Genomic DNA, 20,312 nt, shown 5'->3' on the forward strand with positions numbered 1-20,312 from the left:
TTATTGATACGTGATAATAAAACTGGGGGTTTTTATGGAAACATCTGAATTAACTTTACTCGACTTACAGGATTTGCTTGAAAGTTTGAAAAGGCATGTGCGTAGTGAAGTAGAAAAATATGTAGATAAAAGGGTAGAAGAAGTCAAAGATGAGGCAGTAACATATATAATAAATAAAGTATTAAACAATATGGTGGGTAATGAGCCACTAAATGAGCTCAAAATAGATAAACCTAAAGAAATTGTGCAAGTTGATGATGGCTTGACGCAAAATCAAAAAGTTATTAAAGCTCTTTTTATAGGTAGAACACTTGTTGGAGAATATAAAAAGAAAATGTATGAAGTTACAGTCAGTAATGAGGGAAAGTTTATTTACAATGGGGAAGAATATAGTGCTCCTTCTACGGCTGGCACAAGAATTACCGGTAAAATTTGCAACGGTTGGGATTTTTTTAAAGTATGACTTGACCCCAAAGAAAAACTGAGGACTCTGAGTCACCACCGTGCAAAGTTTCTGTCAACTCAAAATAAATCATAGCTAACGTTTAAGTCATACATCAAAGCTTTTAAGAGGTCTTAGTTTACTTACTTCTTTATTTTCTTTATTATCAGATATCACTTTTAAATAATATGGAGGAGCAAATTGTCAGCAATTGCCATTATTGATTTTGGTTCACAATTTACACAGCTTATCGCAAGACAAGTCAGGGAAATGGGTGTGTATTGCGAAATATTTCCAAGCAACATCAGTTTTGAAACAATATCAAAATTCAATGGGTTTATTCTCTCTGGAGGACCACAATCTGTAAATGATGATTGTTCTGAAAAAAGTAGAGTAGTACATGAAATTATAAAACTTAATAAGGCAACAAACGTTCCTATACTTGGAATATGCTATGGACAGCAACTCATTTGTCATTATTTTGGAGCAAAAGTAAAAGAGAGTTTCAAACAGGAGTTTGGCAGAACTAAAATCAAGATACTAAAAGAATCCCCCATTATAAAGGATACCTGGGATGTTAATTCTGAAGTGGATGTATTAATGAACCATGCGGACAGTGTTGATACTATACCACAGGGATTTACTGTTATCGCATCAAGTGTGATAAATCAAACAATTGCAATAATTGTCAACGAACAGCGGAAGATTTACTGTACTCAGTTCCATCCTGAAGTGAGGCCCACAACAAATGGCAGTAAATTGCTCTCTAACTTCTTGGATATTGCAAATTGCGAGAGAGACTGGACAATGAAATCGTTTATTGAAAAGCAGAAGGAAAAAATCAAAAATGTAGTAGGAGAGAAAAAAGTAATCGCTGCAGTAAGTGGTGGGGTTGATTCAAGTGTTGCAGCGGCTCTCACACATAAAGCTATAGGAAAACAATTGAACTGTATTTTTATCGATACTGGGTTGTTACGCAAGAACCAGACCATTGCTATGTTGAAAGAAATTCCGATAAACTACGTTGATAAATCAAATTTATTTTTGAGTAGGTTAAAGGGAATAACTGATCCAGAAAAAAAGCGAAAAATTATCGGTAACGCTTTCATTGAAGTGTTTGAAGAAGAAGCAAAAAAAATAGGTGATGTGGATTTTTTGATGCAAGGTACCATCTACTCTGATGTAGTTGAGTCAGGGCATGCCTCAGACAACACTAGTATAATTAAGTCTCACCATAATGTTGGTGGGTTGCCAGAAAAGATGAACCTGAAGCTAGTAGAGCCTTTACGCTACCTATTTAAAGATGAGGTAAGGCTACTTGGAAAAGAAATTGGGCTTTCAGACGAGATAATATTTCAACATCCATTTCCTGGACCCGGACTTGCAGTGAGGATTATAAGTGAAGTCGATGAAGAAAAGGTGCGAATATTGCAAGAAGTAGATGAAATATATATTAATACGATGAAAAATTACGATCTATACGATAAGATATGGCAAGCTTTTGCTGTATTATTACCAATAAAAACTGTAGGCGTCATGGGAGATGGTCGTACATACGGATATGTTTGTGCTTTAAGGGCTGTAACATCGTCCGATGGTATGACGGCTGATGCATTTCCATTTGAAGATAAGGATCAGCATTCGCTAGTGTTTTGGGACTTTTTACAGAATGTTGGCAGTATAATTGTTAATAACGTTTCCGGAGTAAATAGAGTTGTCTATGACTTAACTTCTAAACCACCAGCAACCATTGAGTGGGAGTAAATCAAAAAGTCTAGTCATTCCGCTTTGTTAGCGGTTGAGATACCGTGAATAAATCACGGTATGACGTTAAGTAACTCGTCATCCCGCTACGTGTTAGCGGGATCTAGAGATACTGCGGCGGAATGACGAATTTGTTGTTTTTCAAATTGTAGGTAAACCTAAAGCTATAGAAAAAAAGAAGAACCAGTTTCTTAGTTCTTCATTAACATAATCCACTTCATATGCCATAATAAAATTTTATATCTTGGAGAAGGAAATGACATTAAGGTTAATACTACAAGAAGTCAACAGTAGTCCAGATCTGAGTAAGGAAAATTTAATTGATAGAATTAAAGATAAGCTGCAGCAGGAAAATCAACTTATATATGATGAGTGGAAAAAAAGCGAATTTGATATAAATTACACGTTTATAATACTCAAGTGCAATTTATTACTTATAGCAGCTGAAAATGGCTATGAAAAAGTAGTAAGATACTTAACAAAAAACGGAGCTAATGTTAATGTACAAGATGAATGGGAAAAAACCTCCTTACATTATTCTGCTTAGCATGGGCATACACAAGTAGTAGAAGTTTTGCTAGAAGAAGGAGCAGGCGTTAATGCACAAGATGAAGATAAAGGGACTCCTTTGCATTATGCTGCTGAGCACGGGCATATAAAGACAGTGAAACTTCTACTAAAAAATGGAGCTAATATCAATCTACAAGATGAAGGTGGAAGAACTCCTTTGCATTATGCTGCTGAGCACGGGCATATAAAGACAGTGAAACTTCTACTAAAAAATGGAGCTAATATCAATCTACAAAATAAAAATAGATATACCCCTTTGAGTTGTGCTTGGCATAGTAAATATCCAGAAATGGCAAAACTTCTGCTAAATTATGGTGCAGACCCATCATGTATACATAGGCCTAAAGCTACAAAAGCAGGAGCCGTTGGGGTTGTTATATCTGCTGTTGTAGTTCCATTAGGACTCGTTTACGCTACTGCATTACCTGCACTAGCAATAGTTGGAATTACTGTGGCATCTGCACTGATCGTTGGTGGAATTTCCTATGGGGTTGCATATAAGTCATCAGAGCATTCATTAAACAGTAAGCTAAGTGAGGTTAGCTGCAGTAATGTTGATGGAAATAAACAAACTGTACAACCATAGTTACTAATTTACCACAGTAACTGCGCCGTGGCAGTGTTTGTACTTCTTCCCAGAATTACAAGGGCACTTGTCGTTTCTTGAGACTTTGGGAAGTCTGCTATTTCTCGCAGAATGTAACCTATTGCCTATCTCTTGGTTGTCTGCCAACTTAAAGTGTGCTAAGCGATGAATGGTGAGTTCCTTCCATTTTTCAAGCATTGACTCAAACATCAAGAAAGCTTCGCGTTTAAATTCATTCAGTGGATCTTTCTGCCCCATGGCACGTAAGCTTATGCTTTGTCTTAAGCTTTCTAAAGTTGAAAGGTGCTCCCTCCATAAATGATCAAGTGTCATTATCATTACTTGCTTCACGATCGTATTCCACAAATCTGTAGTGTGCTGACTGTTGAAATATTTTTCTTTCTCAGTAAAAAATTCTTGTATCTTATCATTTATATAATTCAAAGCTTCTTGTTTGTTTAAAAACTTTGCTAAATCTTCTTTATCAAGCGTTATTCCATACCTTGTATGGAATTCTTTGACTATATCTTCAATATAATCCTCATAATAGCCACTTTGGATTATACCTTCTACTATGCTCTCATTTACTTCGCTATATACTTCAAGTAAATCATTAATTTCGTTGCCTAAGATATTGTTTCTCTGCTTAAAAATAACTTTACGTTGGTTGTTGATTACGTCATCAAACTTAAGCAAAGACTTCCGCACATCATAGTTTCTAGCTTCAACTTTCTTCTGCGCCTTCTCAAGTGCCTTATTGATCCATGGATGATGAATAGCTTCGTTATTCTTTAACCCTACTTTTTGTAAAAAGCTTCTCATTCTATCAGAACCAAATATTCTCATTAGATCATCTTCAAGCGATAAAAAGAACTTAGAAAGTCCAGGATCCCCCTGACGACCAGAACGGCCGCGTAATTGATCATCTATTCTCCTGCTTTCATGTCTTTCGGTTCCAACCACGCATAAACCACCAGCTTTTATAGCAATTTCCTTATCTTTTTTTACTCTTTCGACTATTTCTTGGTATTTTTTTTCTCTTTCATCAGCATTTTTTATCTTCTTTAGCTCTACCTTTGCAATCATTTCAGCGTTTCCACCGAGTTGAATATCAGTTCCACGTCCTGCCATGTTAGTTGCTATAGTGATACTACCTGGCACTCCAGCTTGTGCTATTATGTACGCCTCTTGTTCATGATAACGAGCATTCAATACTGAATGCTTAAGAGAATGGCTTTGCAAAAGCGCAGAAAGCTTCTCAGAGTTTTCGATGCTTACCGTGCCAACAAGGACCGGTTGAAGGCGTTTGTGGCATTCTTCTATAAACTTCAACACAGCATTAAATTTTTCTTTTCCTGTGCCATAAATTTCATCATCAATATCAACTCTTTTTACAGGTACATTGGTTGGAATTTTTACTACATTTAGTCTGTATATATCACGAAACTCTTCTGCCTCTGTTGCTGCTGTTCCAGTCATTCCGGAAAGTTTATTGTACATACGAAAGTAATTCTGAAATGTGACCGATGCTAAAGTTTGGTTTTCATGCTGAATTTCAAGATTCTCCTTCGCTTCAAGTGCCTGATGAAGACCATCGGAATATCTCCTGCCCTCCATCATACGTCCAGTAAATTCATCAATAATCACTACCTTGCCATCCTTTACTATATAATCTTTATCAGCAGTAAACAGCTTATGTGCACGTAATGCTTGGTCTATATAATGAGTCATTATCATGCTGTCAGTATCATAGAGCGAGGAATTTTCAGGAATGAGATTGTATGACCTGAGTAGTTCTTCCACTCGTGAAATACCATCTTCAGTAAGGAACACTGCCCTACCCTTTTCATCCACCTCATAATCAGAGTCAACTAATTTGGTTACTATTTTATTGATATGCTTATATATCTGATTGTTTTCCTCAATCTGGCCAGAAATAATAAGCGGAGTGCGAGCTTCATCAATGAGTATTGAGTCTACTTCATCAACTATTCCGTAGTGAAAGCCTCTCTGAACCATGTCTTCTTGAGAAAATTTCATATTGTCTCGCAGGTAATCAAAGGCAAGCTCGTTATTTGTGGAATACACGATATCTGCACTGTAAGCCTCTTTTCTCTCTTCGTCTGTCAAGTTATTCGTGATAAACGCAACAGAAACCCCAAGAGAATTATATAATTTGCTCATCCACTCTGTGTCTCGTTTCGCAAGGTAGTCGTTAACAGTTACGACGTGCACGCCTTTCCCTTCTAAGGAATTTAGATATGCTGCTAAAGTTGCAACGAGTGTCTTTCCCTCTCCTGTTTTCATTTCTGATATCATGCCGTTATGGAGCACCATTCCACCGATCAGTTGAACATCGAAGTGTCTCATGTTAAGAAACCTTCGAGAGGCTTCACGCACAACTGCAAATGCAGGTACGAGAAGATCATTTAACGTTTTCCCATTTTTCAATTCCTGTTTGAATTCTTGAGTTTTACCAGCAAGCTCCTCATCAGATAAGCTCTGCATTTCTGTTTCTAATGCATTTATTTGCTGAACAATTTTCCTAAAGGATTTTATTATCTTCTTGTTTGTTGACCCAAATATCTTTCTTATAAAAAAGAATGACAACGTAAAAATGAAAAATATAAGAATGGCTGTCAAAATTAGCGGAGAATCTAGCATAAACTTAAGTAAAGTCTTATTTAATATGAGATTATATTACTAAATGCAGCCTACAGCAATGACATATTAGATTCGGGGAGTCTTTATACTTAAGATAGAAAACAAAATCAACCCTGTTCGGCACTGTTATCGAAATATTAAAGAATCTGTTGCATTATCTTAGGCACTTGGTGACTTTAATTTTTTATAGAAAGAAGTTATTCGTAGGTTTAGTAGGGTATGAATGTAGAAAATAAGCAGTCTGAAGAACTTGGTAATCCTAAATTTAAGAAGAGAGATGGCACATCAACAGGTGATCAAGGTCGTAAGTATGAAGTAAAATTATTAATGCTGTATCTACTTCATGGGTTAAGTAGTAAAATTGACTTTTGGTTAGCATCAAACATAGAAGGCTTTGGAGCCTTTGATGATATTTTTTTTAAATGTAAAGATCAGGAAAACAAATCGAGAGTTGTCTTGGCTCAAGCTAAGCACTGCAATACATATCGCCCTTCGAAGAATATTACTTTTGAAGATTTGTTTATTGATGGAAATGATAGAAAGCAACAGAAAGAAGATTTCGGGTTAAACAAATATTTTGAATCTCATCCTGAGATTAAGCAAAACCCTGAGTGTAAGGACAGTGATATCACACTTGTCATTCATACTAATGTTAATGTGAACTTAAAAAAAGGTGCAGAAAAACAAGGTAGCATAGAGACATTAGAGAAGTATTTGGAAGAGTCAAAGTTAACAAATGATAACATTTTAAGTATTTATGAAGGTCAAAAAGGAACGTGCTATAAAATAAAAAATCATATTGAACTGAAAAAATACTTCAGTTGCGGCAGTGAAGATGAAATAGAAGATTTTTTACTTAGAATAAGGTTTGTAGTTAATCAACCTAATCATTCAAAATCAGATGATATTATTAAGAAAGAAATAGGAAATGTATACAAAATATCAGGGGAAGAAGATATTGATACAGTTTTTGTCCGTGTATATGACAAGGTAGAGAAATGGTGGGCACAACAGGGTAGCAAAGTTTCTTATCTAACAAGAAAAGACGATTATTTTAGGGAAGTTATAGAACATCTTTATAGTCTCAAACCTAGAGAAGATTTATTTGAACGGTGGAACATTCCACCTAAAATAGCTAGTGGAAATTTCATTGAACGAGAATATCTCAATGAAGAAATAGTAAATCATCTAAAGACAAAAAATGAGCCAATTATATTAACTGCTTTGTACGGGTTAGGTGGAGTAGGTAAAACACAGTCAGTGCTAGATTTTATTCAAAAACATGGGAAAGAATACAAGGCAATATGTTGGTTTAATGCAAAAGATGAAGATCAACTACTCAGTGAATATGTTAATTTAGGAAGAAAATTAAATATTATTCACGATGAAGACAACATTTCTATTGCACAGCGAGCTTATTATGTGAAAAACTGGCTAGAAGATTCTAAACGTGAAGGCTGGTTGTTGATTTATGATAATGTATCAAATTATGAAGTCATTTCTAAGCTCAGACCTACAAAAGGCGGCAAAATAATAGTTACGTCTCGTAATACTGAATGGCCACAAGGGAGTATAGGTGTAGACGTTTTTACTCCCCCAGAATCAGAATTATATGTTAAGAAAATTCTAGGCCAGGTTTCAGAAAGCGATAGGCCAAATATAGATATATTGGCAGAAAAGTTAGGTAGATTACCTTTGGCCTTAGCTCAGGCTTGCGCTTACATCAAAGAAAACAAAATGACTATCTCACGTTACTTAGAAATTTATGCAGAAAGGAAGCTTTATTTATTATCTCATAAAACACTACCTAAGGATTCTAACCATGAGCCTGTGTTTATTACTTGGGATATTACAATGGACGCAATTCGTAATGAGTCTAAACTAGCAAGCAAGTTGTTAGTAGCTTGTGCATATTTAGACAATGATATTCCTAAAGATTTGTTAAGAATATTTCCTGAGATTGTAGAGAACAATTCTGAAGAAAAACCTTTTGAAGAAGTATTAGGTATATTATTGAGATATTCGATGCTAGTGTCCAATGAGCAGAGTAGTAGTGTTTCTATTCACTGTTTAGTACAAGATGTAATTAGGCTAAAGTCAGAGGAAAGTGGAAAAATTAAAAAAGATATAAAAACCGTTTTTCAATTATTAAAAGAAAGTTCCCCTGATGACAGTAACAAATTAAAAAATTATGCTAAGGAACAACAATTATTACCACATTTAGAGGCGTTCTCATCATATATAGATGATTGGCTAGAAAACAATCCTTTGGAAAAACAAATACTAGAGGAGAATTATCTTGCAGATTTGTTAATATGGATAGGTAATAGACACATTAGCTTAGGTAATGTTCAGAAAGGCAAAGAGTTGCTTGAATGGTCTTCACCTGTTTTTGAGAAACACTATGGCTCTAATCATTTCATAGTTGCTAAATTACTGAAAAGCTTAGGTGCCGCTTATAGGTTTTTAGGTCATCCTAAGAAAGCAAAAGAGTTGCTTGAACGGGCTTTACCTATCTTTAAAAGACATTATGGACCTGATCATCCTGAAGTTGCTAAACTACTGATAAACCTAAGCGATGCCCATGGTGCTCTAGGTAACCACAAGAAACAAAAGGAGTTGTTTGAACGGGCTTCATCCATCTTTAAGAAACATTACGGCCCTGATCACCCGGAAGTTGTGAAACTACTGGCAGAGCTAGATGATATTTAGGTTTTTAGCAATACTAGATTAACAATCACTTATTTTATAATCACACTTCCAAAACTAATCTATTTGGATCTTCTATATAATTTTTTATTTTAACGAGGAAAGTCACTGCTCCTTTGCCATCCACTATTCTGTGGTCGTAAGAGAGGGCAATGTACATCATAGGTCTGATTTCTACTGCATTGCCCACGGCAACTGGCCTATTTTGTATTGAGTGCATTCCAAGTATTCCAGATTGCGGAGGATTTATTATCGGAGTAGAAAGGAGTGAACCGTATACTCCGCCGTTTGAGATAGTGAATGTTGCGCCTTCCATTTCTGATACTTGTAATTTACCCTCGCGAGCTTTTTTGCCAAGAGCAACTAAAGTCAACTCAATTTCTGCAAATGACATCTGATCAGCATTTCGAATAACTGGTACAACAAGACCTTTATCGGTGCCAACAGCAACACCTATGTCATAGTAATGTTTATATATGATCTCATCGCCTGAGATCTCAGCGTTAATTTCAGGGATCTCTTTCAGTGCTTGCACCGCTGCCTTTATAAAAAACGACATAAAACCAAGTTTTATTCCATATTTTTTTTCAAAAGTGTCCTTATATTTTGCTCTTAGATCCATGACATTTTTCATGTCAATTTCATTGAACGTGGTCAGTATTGCAGCAGTATTTTGCGATGCCTTCAAACGAGCAGCAATTACTTGTCTTATTTTGCTCATTTTTACTCGTTCCTCTCTTTGCTCTCCACTCACTACACTTTTTGGCAATTCATATTGTTTTATTGCAGGCTGTTCAGCTTTGTTCATGTGGCCTATCACATCTGCCTTTGTTACTCTGCCTCCCATGCCAGTTCCTTTGACACTTTCTGCATTAATTGCATTTTCTTCCATAATTTTGCGAGCTGATGGAGCATCTTTTTTAGCAGAACTTTCGCTTTTATCTTCTTTTCTCGCTTCCTCTTTTACTTCTCCCACAGAAAGCTTCGCTAACAATTGATCAGGACTTATCACATCATCTTCCTTTACGAGAAATTCAGTTATTTGCCCTGAAGCTTCTGCAGTTAATTCGAGTGCTGTTTTGTCAGTCTCAATTTCAAAGATCAAGTCATCTACTTTTACTGCTTCTCCAATATTTTTCTTTATTTTTACTATACCTTCCGTAACTGACTCACCACCAAGAGTTTTTGGCGCTCTGATTTCTATAATTTTGCTCATAAAACAACTTCCGTATAAAACTTTCTATAGATTTATACATGAAAAGAGACATGTAATAAACTAATAAATTCATTGAGGCTTTTATCATTTAGAAGTGACAAACGGATAATATACTCCCAAATGTCATTCCAGCGCGTGATGCTAGGCCATCTTGACACATTTCGCCAACCCCGTCTCTCGGCTATGGTATTGCTAATCAAACAATGACTATGCAAAAGACCTAATAACATGTATAATCCATAAATAATTTTTGAGGTAGATTGTGAAACTAGGTGTTAATATTGATCACGTTGCAACCCTCCGCAACGCACGCGGAACTTCCTACCCAGATCTATTGAAAGCAGCAGAAATAGCCATTGACGCTGGAGCAGACTTTATTACTGTACACTTACGAGAAGATAGAAGGCATATTAGAGATGAAGACGTATTTAACCTAAAAAAAAGCATTAGCACTGAGCTAAATCTTGAAATTGCAGCCACGGAAGAAATGCTTAAAATAGCAAAAAAGGTAAAACCCTATTCGATTAGTATAGTACCAGAAAAAAGAGAAGAATTAACAACCGAAGGTGGCCTGGATATCATTAATATGCACAGCAAACTTTCTAGTATAATAGAGGAAATGCATAGCTCTAGCATAAAAGTCTCACTGTTTATCGATCCAAATATTAATCAACTAAAATATCTTGAGAAGCTAGAGATAAAACCTGACATAATAGAAATTCACACAGGGGATTACTGTGATAATCCATCAGAGAAAAAGTTACAGTTAATTACTAATGCTGCAGAGTACGTCAATAAATTAGGAATAGAATGCCACGCAGGACATGGCATAACTTATAAACACGCTAAGAAGATGACAAGAATACCTCACATCTCAGCTCTTAACATAGGCCACTATTTAATTAGCGAAGCTGTATTTTATGGCTTACACAGCGTAGTAAAAACAATGAAAATGATAATGTCTAACTAACTGCTGCTTTTTCCTTCTCATTTAAAATACTTAAAAGAGTTTGGCTTGCTTTAAATTTTACCCTTGTCTTTTCAGGAACAGTCATGATCTCACCATTTTGGGGGTTACGACATTGTTTCTCCTGACTTATAGCAGTAGAAAATGTTCCTATTCCATGCAAACGTATTTCACCTTTCCCATGCAGCTCATCCTTTATTATTTTAATAAACGCATCATGAATCTTGCTCAAATCAGATTTTGTTATATCTATATTCTGACCAGAACAATCTTCCTTTAATTGTTTTATTATATCTTCTTTACTCATAAATTACCTTAATATTGAAAAATCACACAAATAGCATATTATGTTGACACCGATAGTCAACTAAATTCATCACAAAAATAGAGGATATTATACACTTTTGCAAATATTTGTATAATACTTACAAAAAAACACCACTATGAAATAACTATCTCTTAGAAAATTGACACTTTTTCCGAGCTTTATGTTGACCATATTTCTTACGTTCAACAACACGCGAATCTCTAGTTAAGAACTCACCATTACGTAATATAGAATGCAAATCTTGGCTTACACTACTTAAAGCTCTGCTTATTCCATGAGCTAGAGCACCTGCTTGACCAGATAGCCCTCCACCTTTTACAGTTGCGAATACATCATATTTGTCTAACGTAGAAGTTGCTACAAATGGCATTTTCACTATTTGGCACACTGACTCTCTTTTAAAATAAGAAATTAGATCGCCTTTTTTGTTAACACTAAATTTTCCACTTCCCGGCTTTATCCATACTCTTGCTGCAGATTCTTTTCTTCGGCCTGTAGCATATAAACGACCAAGCGAATCAACTGCTGATTTAATTGTCTTTTCTGACCAATCATTATTATTTATTGTAGAACTCTTCATTTTTACTCCATTACTTTTTATTTTTACGATTCAAAGAGGCAAAATCTATCTTTTCAGGTTGCTGCCCTTGATGCTTATGCTCTGAACCAGAATAAACATACAAATTTTCAAAGCGTCTACGCGCCATAGGGCCATCATCAAGCATCCTTTTCACTGCCATTTTTATTACACGCTCAGGAAATTTGCCATTTAAAATATTATCTGGAGTAGTTTTCTTCAAACCACCAGAATAACCTGTATGCTTATAGTAAATTTTATCTTTAAGCTTCTTCCCGGTAAAATGCACCTTTTCTGCGTTGATAATAATTACATTATCGCCACAATCCATATGAGGTGTATACTCAGGTTTATGCTTTCCACGCAATAGTGTCGCTACAAATGCTGCAAGCCTTCCTACCACTAATCCTTCTGCATCTATGACAAACCATTTTTTGTCGATTTGTTTCTCTTTTAAGAAAAAAGTTTTCATTGTAATTTAACTAAACAATAGTAAGCTACTATATACTTAATTTCTCAATAGTGTCAACAATATTAGTTATTGATTATTAAAGTAATTTATGTTAGTAATTGAGCTGCGCAACCAATATGCACAGGAAGTAGAATGTTTCGATTGATTATTACACTTGCGATCATTTTTAGTACTATAAGTTGCTATGCAACCGATGTGGGAGAAGTTATAAGCAAAGCGATCAAAAATAGCTCAAAAATAAAGTCTCAATTTTACCAATATAAAAGCGCAGAAAAACAGCTTAAGTCTTCTGGGTTAGCTGGATTTTTACCTGACATTAGTTTGCAGTACAATTTTGATAGTAATTTTAATCTTTATAATCAACCTAATTTACCTGGAAAACGTCTGATATTAAGCCAAAGGATAATAGATGGAGGTGGCACCTTTGCCACATTCAGTCGATCAAGTCATCTTCTCAAAGCAGAAAAAATGCGATTTCAGCAATTAAAACAAGAGGTTGCACTTAATGCTGTGAAAGCATATGTTGGTGTTTTACAAAAGACAGAAATATTAAAGCTCAGAGAACATAAAGAACGCGTTTCTTTGGAACATTTGTCAGCTATGAAAAAACGCTTTTCCCTTGGAGAAGTTACTAACGCTGAAGTTTTGCTAGCAAAAGCAAAATTTTCGTCTTCTATATCCGAAAGAGTTGATGCTGAAGGTAAATTAAAATTGGCAAATATTGCTTATTATCATTTGATTGGCGAAGATGCTGATGACCTTTCTGAAGCTAATGATAAACTACCTTCTGTCCCAGAGCTAAATGAATGTTTACAATTAGCAAAAACCAATAATTTATCTCTAAAAGCAGCAGTTTATCAAAAAAGAGCAGCCGGAATGGAAGTGATCGCTGAAAGCTCCAAGTGGCTTCCTTCTTTAAATCTAAGCGCAAGCAAAAATTTTGGGAATGATGGTGTAAAATTAGACAAGCTATTAGAAAATGTTCATATAGTTTTTACTCTTGATGTTCCAATCTTTAAAAAAGGAGCGAATGCTTTTGGTGTCAGTAAAGCTAAAATGGATGCAAAAAAATCTACCTACGATTATTATGAAACGGTAAAAAATATAGAACAAGCAGTTGTAAATGCTTGGAATAATGTGCTAACAGCAAAAGCCATTATTAAAGCAAGTCAAGAAGCGGAAAAAGCAGCAGCTTTAGCATTGGAAGGAGTTGAGCAAGAGGTAAACTTAAGTTTAAAGAGTACATCTGACCTTTTGGACACTGAAGATGCATTATTTAAAGCACGTTCAGACTTAGTTGAAGCAAAAAGCAATTATGTAACTAGTGTTTATAATTTGCTTTTTATAATAAATAGTATAAATCTCTAAATTTAATGGTATTAGCACTATGCATGATGAACAAGGCAATCAATCTGTAAAGGATATTCTAGAAGATATAAAAAAAGCTATATCGGGTAAAAACGCAAGTAACGATAAAGCAGAAATAAAGGATGAAAATGATGATGTGCTATGCCTTGAAGAAGAGTATCCAGAAGACATGGAAGAAGATGGCAAAAAAGAAAATGGTAAAGAAGAGAACATTGATAATGATGACCAAAGTGAGGAAATGGCTTGCAACAACAACCAATTTAATGGCCATAGCTACAATTCAGAAGAAAAAAAAGACATTGATTTGTACGATAATATCCAAATGAGTAATAACAAAGCGAGTAATAGCGGCTTACAAGCGCAAAATAATGATCATCTAGTTTTAAAAGAGAATATGGAAGAGATCAAAGCGCTGCTTGGAAAAATGCAAAACGAATTGCAGCATAAACAACAAAAAAGAGCGAATCTTACTGTTGAAGAATTAGTTACATCTCTTTTAAAACCTCAGCTCTCAGAATGGCTGAATAAATATCTACATGCACTGGTAAAAGAAGTAGTTGAAAAAGAGCTCAAAGATATAATCAATAATAAGTAGGGTATTAGCAATAAAAACTAGAGTAAAGACGGCTAGAGGCAGAAAACTATCTTCAACAAGGTGGCTACATCGTCATTTGAATGATCAGTATGTGCGAAAAACTAGCAAGGATGGTTATAGGTCACGCTCAGCATATAAGCTGGTAGAAATGGATAATAAATTTAAATTATTCCAAGAAGGGCAAAAAATTATTGATCTTGGTGCTTCTCCTGGTGGATGGTCACAAGTCGCGTCTCAGAAAGGTGCAAATGTAGTTGCTCTTGACATGAAACCAATGAACGCAATTAATGGAGTGGAGTTTATACAATGTGATATTATCAATGGGCTTGAAATTTTAAGAGAAAAATTCAAGGATCAAAAATTTGATGTAATTTTATCTGACATGGCGCCCGAATCTTGTGGTTTAAAATCGTTGGATCATATCAGAATTATGCTTTTATGTGAGGCAGCGCTCAATTTTGCAAAGCATTTCTTGAGCCATGGTGGCACGTTTGTAGTAAAAATTTTCCAAGGAGAATCTGATAAAGATTTTTTTAACGAGCTAAAAAAAATGTTTAAAACAGTAAAATATTTTAAACCAAAGTCAAGTAGATCTGAATCTACAGAAATGTATTTGGTAAGTTTAGGCTTTATTGGCAGCAGACCTCCTATATAATATTAACCCAGGTAGCCCGCAGAAGTGAAAAAACTTCCTTGACAAACTCCGCCAGCCCCCTTATCATGAAACTGAAGCTATTTATTTATCTTCTCTGTACAGATTAAATGACAAAAAAACTCACGTATCTGGCGTCTCATGTTTAATTTTTTGCACTATGTGCACTCTATGTCTTTATCAAATTTCTAGGTTTTTACCTACACAAGCTGAAATACGCTATTTAAAACATTAAAAAACGCCAACTTAAAAAATGGATAGTGAATAATTAGCTACCCTAGGGTTTCTTTTGACTTTTTTTCTGTTTAGTAAATTTCTTAATGTTTATAATTTAGATTAGTTGCGGCTTAAAAGCAACTGAATCGCGGTTATTAAACGTTTAGAATAAAAAAACGCCATACTTGAAAGTATAATGTAAGTAATTAGCCAACCATGGGGCTTCTTTTGCCTTTTTTTCTACTTGGTAAATTTCTTAATGTTTGTAGCTAAACGACAATCGTCATCCCGCTGCTTGTTAGCGGGATCTATGCTAAGGAGATACCGCGGCGGTATGACGGGTTAAGTAGGGTGTCATTCCAGTGCTCCTTTTTTTGTCATCCCAGTGCGTGATACTGGGATCTAGCCTTTATTATTTGGTTGTCTTCTGGATTCCAGTGTCAGCTACTTTCATGACATCATCATAAAGTAAAATGAGATCCCAGTGTCACGCACTGGGATGACACCCCACTGGTGGCCCAAACTACAACGTTCGTACAGTTGTGTGCTTGACACTGGGATGGCTTTGTTGCATCGCTCAAGTGAAAAGAACTGGCAGTTACTGACAAAATTCATTATAAATAGCCATTTAACTGTTGAAGAAAAAATATGCCACAAAAAATGAGAGTCAGTAACTGCCATGAATATAACAAATTTCTCCAAGAAAGAGGAAGCATTTTTTGTTATATCAATGACGCCATAGAAAATTGGTACGAGAATTGTCCAAAAATGCAGGGCGGCAACTATATTTATAGTGATAAAGTTGTGATTTTGGTGCATATAATCGTCAGTTTCTTTAGAATTGGTTTAAGACAAACAGTCGGGTTTATAAAAGGGTATTTGCAACAAATAGGAAGAGATTTGGCAGTTATCAGCTATTCACAAGCATCAAAAGAAACTTAATATTAAGATAAATGATTGCAGAATTGATAAAAATAATATGGAAGATATCGAAATTGCTATAGACAGTACAGGAATTAGTATATACAACAACACACAGCAAGGAAAATAGCACTGACAGAAAATATCGTGGCTATGAGCAAACGAGAAAATTGCACGTAATGTTGAATATAAACAACAAAAAAGCCATAGCTGTAAAATACAGTAACGGTGTCTACTCTGATCACTATGGAGCTTGTGATTTGCTAAAAGAAGTTGATTTTCAGCATGCCATAAAAGTACTATATGCAGATAGGGCATGTGATAGGCACAAGTTTTATAAGTTGTGTAACGAATATGATATAAAGACAAAAATTCCACCAATAAACAATGCGGCAGAACATCCAGAAATAGATTATATGTCTGACAGGAATGCTGCTATTAGGTTAATAAAATTATACGGTGAAGATGGCATGAAAGAATGGAAAAAAGAAGTAAATTATGGGAAAAGATCTTATATTGAAGGGTTTTTCTCAAGATTAAAGCAAATATTCGGATTTAGTTTTAGGAATAAATCTGAGATAAATCGAGAAAAAGAACTGCTAATCAAATGCTATTTGCTTAATAAATTCACTGATATTGGTATGGCTAAATTTGAGATAGTTACATGAATTTACCATAAATCACCATCTCATAAAGTGTGATGCAACAAAGCCCACTGGGATCCAGGAAAATTGATTGTAAACGAGCAAACATTTTCGGTAAAATTACCAAAAAGCTGGATCCCAGACTGGGATGACAAGAAGAGGGTACTTGGATAAAAGGCATTGCCCTCCTGGTAGGCCGAAATTGCAATGTTCGTACAGTTATGAGTTACACAGTAGTGTGAATTTTTTACTTCGGTAGTTTTTCATTATCATTATAATCATAATAGTAGTTGAGTTTAATTGATATGAAAACTTTTACGAAAAATTTTAAAAATAACGAAAAAAAGCTAGAGAAGTTTAATAAGGAAATTGAAGATATAACAACTATAGCTCAAGATAAATTTGCACATGAACTTGAAAATATCGCATATGACAGTGTGCAAAAATTTCGCGGTCTGCTTGCTAAAGAGTTAAACTCCATCTTCAATAATATTCATTCTCAAAATGTTAATCTACTAAAATCCAGCCTAGTTGAATATGCTATAAGTTCAAATTTTATCAATAAAAAAGGAGAAACAGCTTTAATACGTTCTCTTCTTAATATATTCATACGATAAAGAATTTATAGCATAATCGTGGTGTCATGAAAGTAGCTCTGTACGAACATTTGTTTGCGAAGAAATATTATAGCCGGTTTTGCCTCAAACACAAAGATGTCATCCCAGTGCCCTGACTACTTGGATCCAGAAATTTTGATTAGAGATTAAGTTGGTGAGCACGAAAGTGACTAACCTTATATTAAAAATAACATCTTTGACAGTGAAAGGCTGGATTCCAGTGTCAAGCACTGCCATCATAAAGAAACCAGTGTCAGCCACTTGGATGACACCGTCATAAAGGAACCAGTGCTCCTTTTTTTGTCATCCCAGTGCGTGACACTGGGATGACAGAAGAAGGTGCTGGGATGACAAAATAAGGAGCGTTAGAATGACAAAAATATATTTATAAGGAGGGTTATCATGTCAACAAGATCTACTTCACCAAGAATACATGTGCAACGTAAATCTAAGCCTGAATCTTTTCCAGTTACTTTAGAAGAGGTTAAATCTTTTTTACGCATTGAGAACGACCAGGATGATAAATTGATTTCAAGTTTAATTTTTATGGCAACTGATTACGCTGAATGGCATATGGAAAAGTCACTAGTAAAGCAAACATGGCAAGTTTCATATGAAGATTATGTACCTCGTAGGATCTATTTAAGCTATGGCCCTGTGAGTAAGATAGTATTGGCTACTGCAATGATGTCTAAAGGTCAAGAGAAGAGAACACTTAAGTATTATTTTAGTGATGCAGGGGGCTACGTTGAGTTTTTCAATTATTTGAATGCAATAAGAGTTGATGTTGTATACGAGGCTGGCTATGACAATGTTCCTGAGCAGATAAAACTAGGTATTATGCGGCATGTTTCTGCTATTTACTAAGATCGTGAATCGGGGGTAAGTAGCCATTTGTCTGAAGTGAAGAAGGTGTATTCTCCATTTCGCGAACCAAAGGTTGTTTTGTAGCTCTTTCTTGTCATCCAAACTGGGCTACCTACGTCATACCGTCACGGTATCTCACATAGATCCCGCTAACAAGTAGCGGAATGACAGCAGTCCTACGTCATACCGTCACGGTATCTCACATAGATCCCGCTAACAAGCAGCGGGATGACGAGATAAATACCGTCATACCGCCGCGGTATCTCAGCCGCTAACAAGTAGCGGAATGACAGCAGTCCTACGTCATACCGTCACGGTATCTCGGCTGCTAACAAGCAGCGGGATGACGAGTTTGTATCGGGAAACGCTGCTTATGTTTTAGCTATATATCTTTCGAGGATTAATCATGGAAAAAATTCAAGCTATAAACGAGTTGTACAATAGTATTTATGCAGCACTAAAAGCAAACTCTGATTTAAGGAAATATGTTACTAACATTTATGACTACTTACCTAAACAGGTCACCATTCCTTACCTGAGATTGCATGTAGTGAATTATAATAATCTGCACATGCTGTCCAATTTTGCTACAAAGGCAAGATTTTCATGCGACATATATACCCATCATATAGGCAGTATGTTTGCCATTATAAGGCATATTAACTTGATACTTAAGAGTATTAAATATTCTGATAATGAAACTATTTTGGAAAGTAATTGTGCTATGAGTCAGCACGATGAAATTTTACATTCAACAATTAATTTTGATATTTTAATGAAAGGAGGCGATAATGAGCAAATTACAGCTAAAAATTAAAGATCATGACAATAATTTTATTGTGTTAAATAATATACGAAACCTAAGGTTTACTTTGCGTAATAACAGAGAAGAGGTGAAAGATATTTCTTCTTTTGGCTGGAGAAAAGTGCTCGATTGTGCTGGAAGCAGACACATTACGATAAAAATTAATGGAATTTTAGACTCTGTATTAGCTGATGAATTATTACGTAATTCTGCTATATTAAACTCTAATAATGATTATGAAATTAATTTTAACACTAAGGAAAAGATCAGATTAAGGTGTTCAGTTGAACTGTATGAGAGATATTATGACCCCGCTGCTTTTGACAGTTTTACTGTAATTTTAGCGAGTGCTGAAGTTGTAAACGCTTTTCATTAATGTTAATTTAATTTTTTCATATACAATAGTAACTGGTGAGAATTTTAACTAAATTAAAAAAAATCATGAACGACGAAAACCTTTTCGAGGAAGACGGTGGTAATATTGAAGAAAATAACAATGACAGAAGAGAGAGAAGTTTAGAAAATGAAAATCAAGAAGAACAATACAAAGAGGAAGATAAGCAATACATCATACAGTATATTCAAGACTATTTAAAAGTTTTTGAGGATATTCTAAATCAGATCGACGAAGGAATTGATAATTTGGATAGTTACGAAAGGACTATGCAAATAAAGCGAAGCATAGACAGGCTCATAGAGACTTTATATAGTCAGGCTGCGTCTGAAGATATTGATGCAGAATTTGAAACCACAAAGCATACTCGCGATAAATCAGAATCTATGAAAAGGGTTAGAGAGAAAAGAAGGAAGCAAGCAATAGAAGAAGTATTAAGTAGCATGTTTGCCCAGCAAAAAAAGGAGCTAATGAACGCTAAACACTTAAGTCATGGACATGAAACAGCACATGATGATGAAGCAAAAAAACGAGTGAAGTCTTCAATCAGGGGAGTGTTGTTTTCGGTGATTGCTCATAGGATGGATCCAAGAAGGAGAGCAGGGGAAACTGCTGACGATAACGAAAAGCAAGCTCATATATATGGCAGGGAAGCAGTTGGTGGAGCTTTAGGTGCATTGTTAAAAACATTTTTAACAGCAGTTACTGCCGTTGTGCGCGAAATTGCTAAGCCACTTCAGCATATCAGCAAACAGGAAACATCTTTTGCAAAACAAGTTGAAGAAAGCAGAAACGCAGATTCACAAAAAGGTCGATCTGTGTAGACTTTTCCTTGTAATAATCTTTCGATTCTACTGTCTGTTAATTCATAAGATAAGGTAGAATGATGCCAAAGTGAGGATCTGAGGGAACGTGTTTTGAAAGTAGTAGACGAGAAA

The 20,312-nt window shown here is 35.3% G+C and carries 20 protein-coding genes and 1 pseudogene; 15 read left to right on the top strand and 6 right to left on the bottom strand.

Annotated elements, in window-relative coordinates; translation table 11 throughout:
* Window positions 1-34: 34 nt before the first annotated feature.
* The 4 genes from OOK84_RS02315 to OOK84_RS02330 all read left to right on the top strand — a co-directional run bounded on the left by OOK84_RS02315 (window position 35) and on the right by OOK84_RS02330 (window position 3,362).
* Window positions 35-463: a DUF2924 domain-containing protein gene (locus OOK84_RS02315; RefSeq protein WP_264732256.1), complete on the top strand. Its 429-nt coding sequence runs from the start codon at window positions 35-37 to the stop codon at window positions 461-463.
* Window positions 464-643: 180 nt separating this feature from the next.
* Window positions 644-2,206, top strand: a complete 1,563-nt coding sequence (gene guaA / locus OOK84_RS02320; protein WP_264732258.1) for a glutamine-hydrolyzing GMP synthase — start codon at window positions 644-646, stop codon at window positions 2,204-2,206.
* Between the two features lie 256 nt (window positions 2,207-2,462).
* A complete protein-coding gene (locus OOK84_RS02325; RefSeq protein ID WP_264732260.1) occupies window positions 2,463-2,753 on the top strand; it encodes an ankyrin repeat domain-containing protein in 291 nt (96 codons plus the stop codon).
* Between the two features lie 27 nt (window positions 2,754-2,780).
* Entirely contained in the window at window positions 2,781-3,362 is a 582-nt protein-coding gene (locus OOK84_RS02330) for an ankyrin repeat domain-containing protein (protein ID WP_264732262.1), read from the top strand.
* Window positions 3,363-3,365: 3 nt separating this feature from the next.
* Here the strand turns inward: OOK84_RS02330 and secA are convergent, their stop codons facing one another.
* Window positions 3,366-6,026 (bottom strand): preprotein translocase subunit SecA, encoded by a 2,661-nt coding sequence (secA, locus tag OOK84_RS02335; protein WP_264732264.1) that lies wholly within the window; start codon window positions 6,024-6,026, stop codon window positions 3,366-3,368.
* A gap of 219 nt (window positions 6,027-6,245) precedes the next feature.
* On the opposite strand from secA, the gene OOK84_RS02340 reads away from it, so the two are divergent.
* Window positions 6,246-8,738: a tetratricopeptide repeat protein gene (locus OOK84_RS02340; RefSeq protein WP_264732266.1), complete on the top strand. Its 2,493-nt coding sequence runs from the start codon at window positions 6,246-6,248 to the stop codon at window positions 8,736-8,738.
* A gap of 40 nt (window positions 8,739-8,778) precedes the next feature.
* Here OOK84_RS02340 and odhB read toward each other — a convergent pair whose 3' ends face one another.
* On the bottom strand, window positions 8,779-9,951 hold the full coding sequence (gene odhB / locus OOK84_RS02345) for a 2-oxoglutarate dehydrogenase complex dihydrolipoyllysine-residue succinyltransferase (RefSeq protein WP_264732269.1): 1,173 nt from the start codon (window positions 9,949-9,951) through the stop codon (window positions 8,779-8,781).
* A 262-nt stretch (window positions 9,952-10,213) separates the two neighbouring features.
* Here odhB and OOK84_RS02350 point away from each other — a divergent pair, with 262 nt between their 5' ends.
* Entirely contained in the window at window positions 10,214-10,921 is a 708-nt protein-coding gene (locus OOK84_RS02350; RefSeq protein ID WP_253309395.1) for a pyridoxine 5'-phosphate synthase, read from the top strand.
* On the opposite strand, the gene OOK84_RS02355 is transcribed toward OOK84_RS02350, so the two are convergent.
* The 3 genes from OOK84_RS02355 to rplM form a co-directional block, all read right to left on the bottom strand.
* Entirely contained in the window at window positions 10,914-11,225 is a 312-nt protein-coding gene (locus OOK84_RS02355) for an HU family DNA-binding protein (RefSeq protein WP_264688310.1), read from the bottom strand. The genes OOK84_RS02350 and OOK84_RS02355 overlap by 8 nt on opposite strands.
* A 145-nt stretch (window positions 11,226-11,370) precedes the next feature.
* Window positions 11,371-11,826, bottom strand: coding sequence for a 30S ribosomal protein S9 (gene rpsI, locus OOK84_RS02360; RefSeq protein WP_264732271.1), 456 nt, complete (start codon window positions 11,824-11,826; stop codon window positions 11,371-11,373).
* Window positions 11,827-11,836: 10 nt separating this feature from the next.
* Entirely contained in the window at window positions 11,837-12,295 is a 459-nt protein-coding gene (rplM, locus tag OOK84_RS02365) for a 50S ribosomal protein L13 (RefSeq protein WP_253309391.1), read from the bottom strand.
* 132 nt (window positions 12,296-12,427) lie between these two features.
* On the opposite strand from rplM, the gene OOK84_RS02370 reads away from it, so the two are divergent.
* The 3 genes from OOK84_RS02370 to OOK84_RS02380 all read left to right on the top strand — a co-directional run bounded on the left by OOK84_RS02370 (window position 12,428) and on the right by OOK84_RS02380 (window position 14,913).
* Window positions 12,428-13,663, top strand: coding sequence for a TolC family protein (locus tag OOK84_RS02370; protein WP_264732273.1), 1,236 nt, complete (start codon window positions 12,428-12,430; stop codon window positions 13,661-13,663).
* 19 nt (window positions 13,664-13,682) lie between these two features.
* Entirely contained in the window at window positions 13,683-14,258 is a 576-nt protein-coding gene (locus OOK84_RS02375; protein ID WP_264732275.1) for a PopZ family protein, read from the top strand.
* A gap of 76 nt (window positions 14,259-14,334) precedes the next feature.
* A complete protein-coding gene (locus OOK84_RS02380; protein ID WP_264732277.1) occupies window positions 14,335-14,913 on the top strand; it encodes an RlmE family RNA methyltransferase in 579 nt (192 codons plus the stop codon).
* A gap of 674 nt (window positions 14,914-15,587) precedes the next feature.
* Here OOK84_RS02380 and OOK84_RS02385 read toward each other — a convergent pair.
* Entirely contained in the window at window positions 15,588-15,734 is a 147-nt protein-coding gene (locus OOK84_RS02385) for a hypothetical protein (RefSeq protein WP_264732279.1), read from the bottom strand.
* A 40-nt stretch (window positions 15,735-15,774) separates the two neighbouring features.
* Here OOK84_RS02385 and OOK84_RS06835 point away from each other — a divergent pair.
* The 6 genes and pseudogenes from OOK84_RS06835 to OOK84_RS02420 all read left to right on the top strand — a co-directional run bounded on the left by OOK84_RS06835 (window position 15,775) and on the right by OOK84_RS02420 (window position 20,198).
* Window positions 15,775-16,715, top strand: a pseudogene (locus tag OOK84_RS06835) (IS5 family transposase).
* 281 nt (window positions 16,716-16,996) lie between these two features.
* Entirely contained in the window at window positions 16,997-17,308 is a 312-nt protein-coding gene (locus OOK84_RS02400; RefSeq protein ID WP_264732282.1) for an ECH_0659 family protein, read from the top strand.
* A 402-nt stretch (window positions 17,309-17,710) separates the two neighbouring features.
* The gene (locus tag OOK84_RS02405; RefSeq protein WP_264732284.1) at window positions 17,711-18,175 is read left to right on the top strand and encodes a head-tail connector protein; all 465 of its coding nucleotides are present in this window, start codon (window positions 17,711-17,713) and stop codon (window positions 18,173-18,175) included.
* Window positions 18,176-18,581: 406 nt separating this feature from the next.
* Window positions 18,582-18,992 carry a tail completion protein gp17 gene (gp17, locus tag OOK84_RS02410; RefSeq protein WP_264732286.1) on the top strand — a complete coding sequence of 137 codons (411 nt, stop codon included), beginning with the start codon at window positions 18,582-18,584 and terminating at the stop codon, window positions 18,990-18,992.
* Window positions 18,967-19,356, top strand: coding sequence for a phage tail tube protein (locus OOK84_RS02415; RefSeq protein WP_182159821.1), 390 nt, complete (start codon window positions 18,967-18,969; stop codon window positions 19,354-19,356). The genes gp17 and OOK84_RS02415 overlap by 26 nt, the downstream gene beginning before the upstream one ends.
* Window positions 19,357-19,421: 65 nt before the next feature.
* Window positions 19,422-20,198 (top strand): hypothetical protein, encoded by a 777-nt coding sequence (locus OOK84_RS02420; RefSeq protein ID WP_264732290.1) that lies wholly within the window; start codon window positions 19,422-19,424, stop codon window positions 20,196-20,198.
* Window positions 20,199-20,312: the final 114 nt, after the last annotated feature.

This window comes from Wolbachia endosymbiont (group A) of Sphaerophoria taeniata, assembly GCF_947250735.1.
Lineage (GTDB): Bacteria > Pseudomonadota > Alphaproteobacteria > Rickettsiales > Anaplasmataceae > Wolbachia.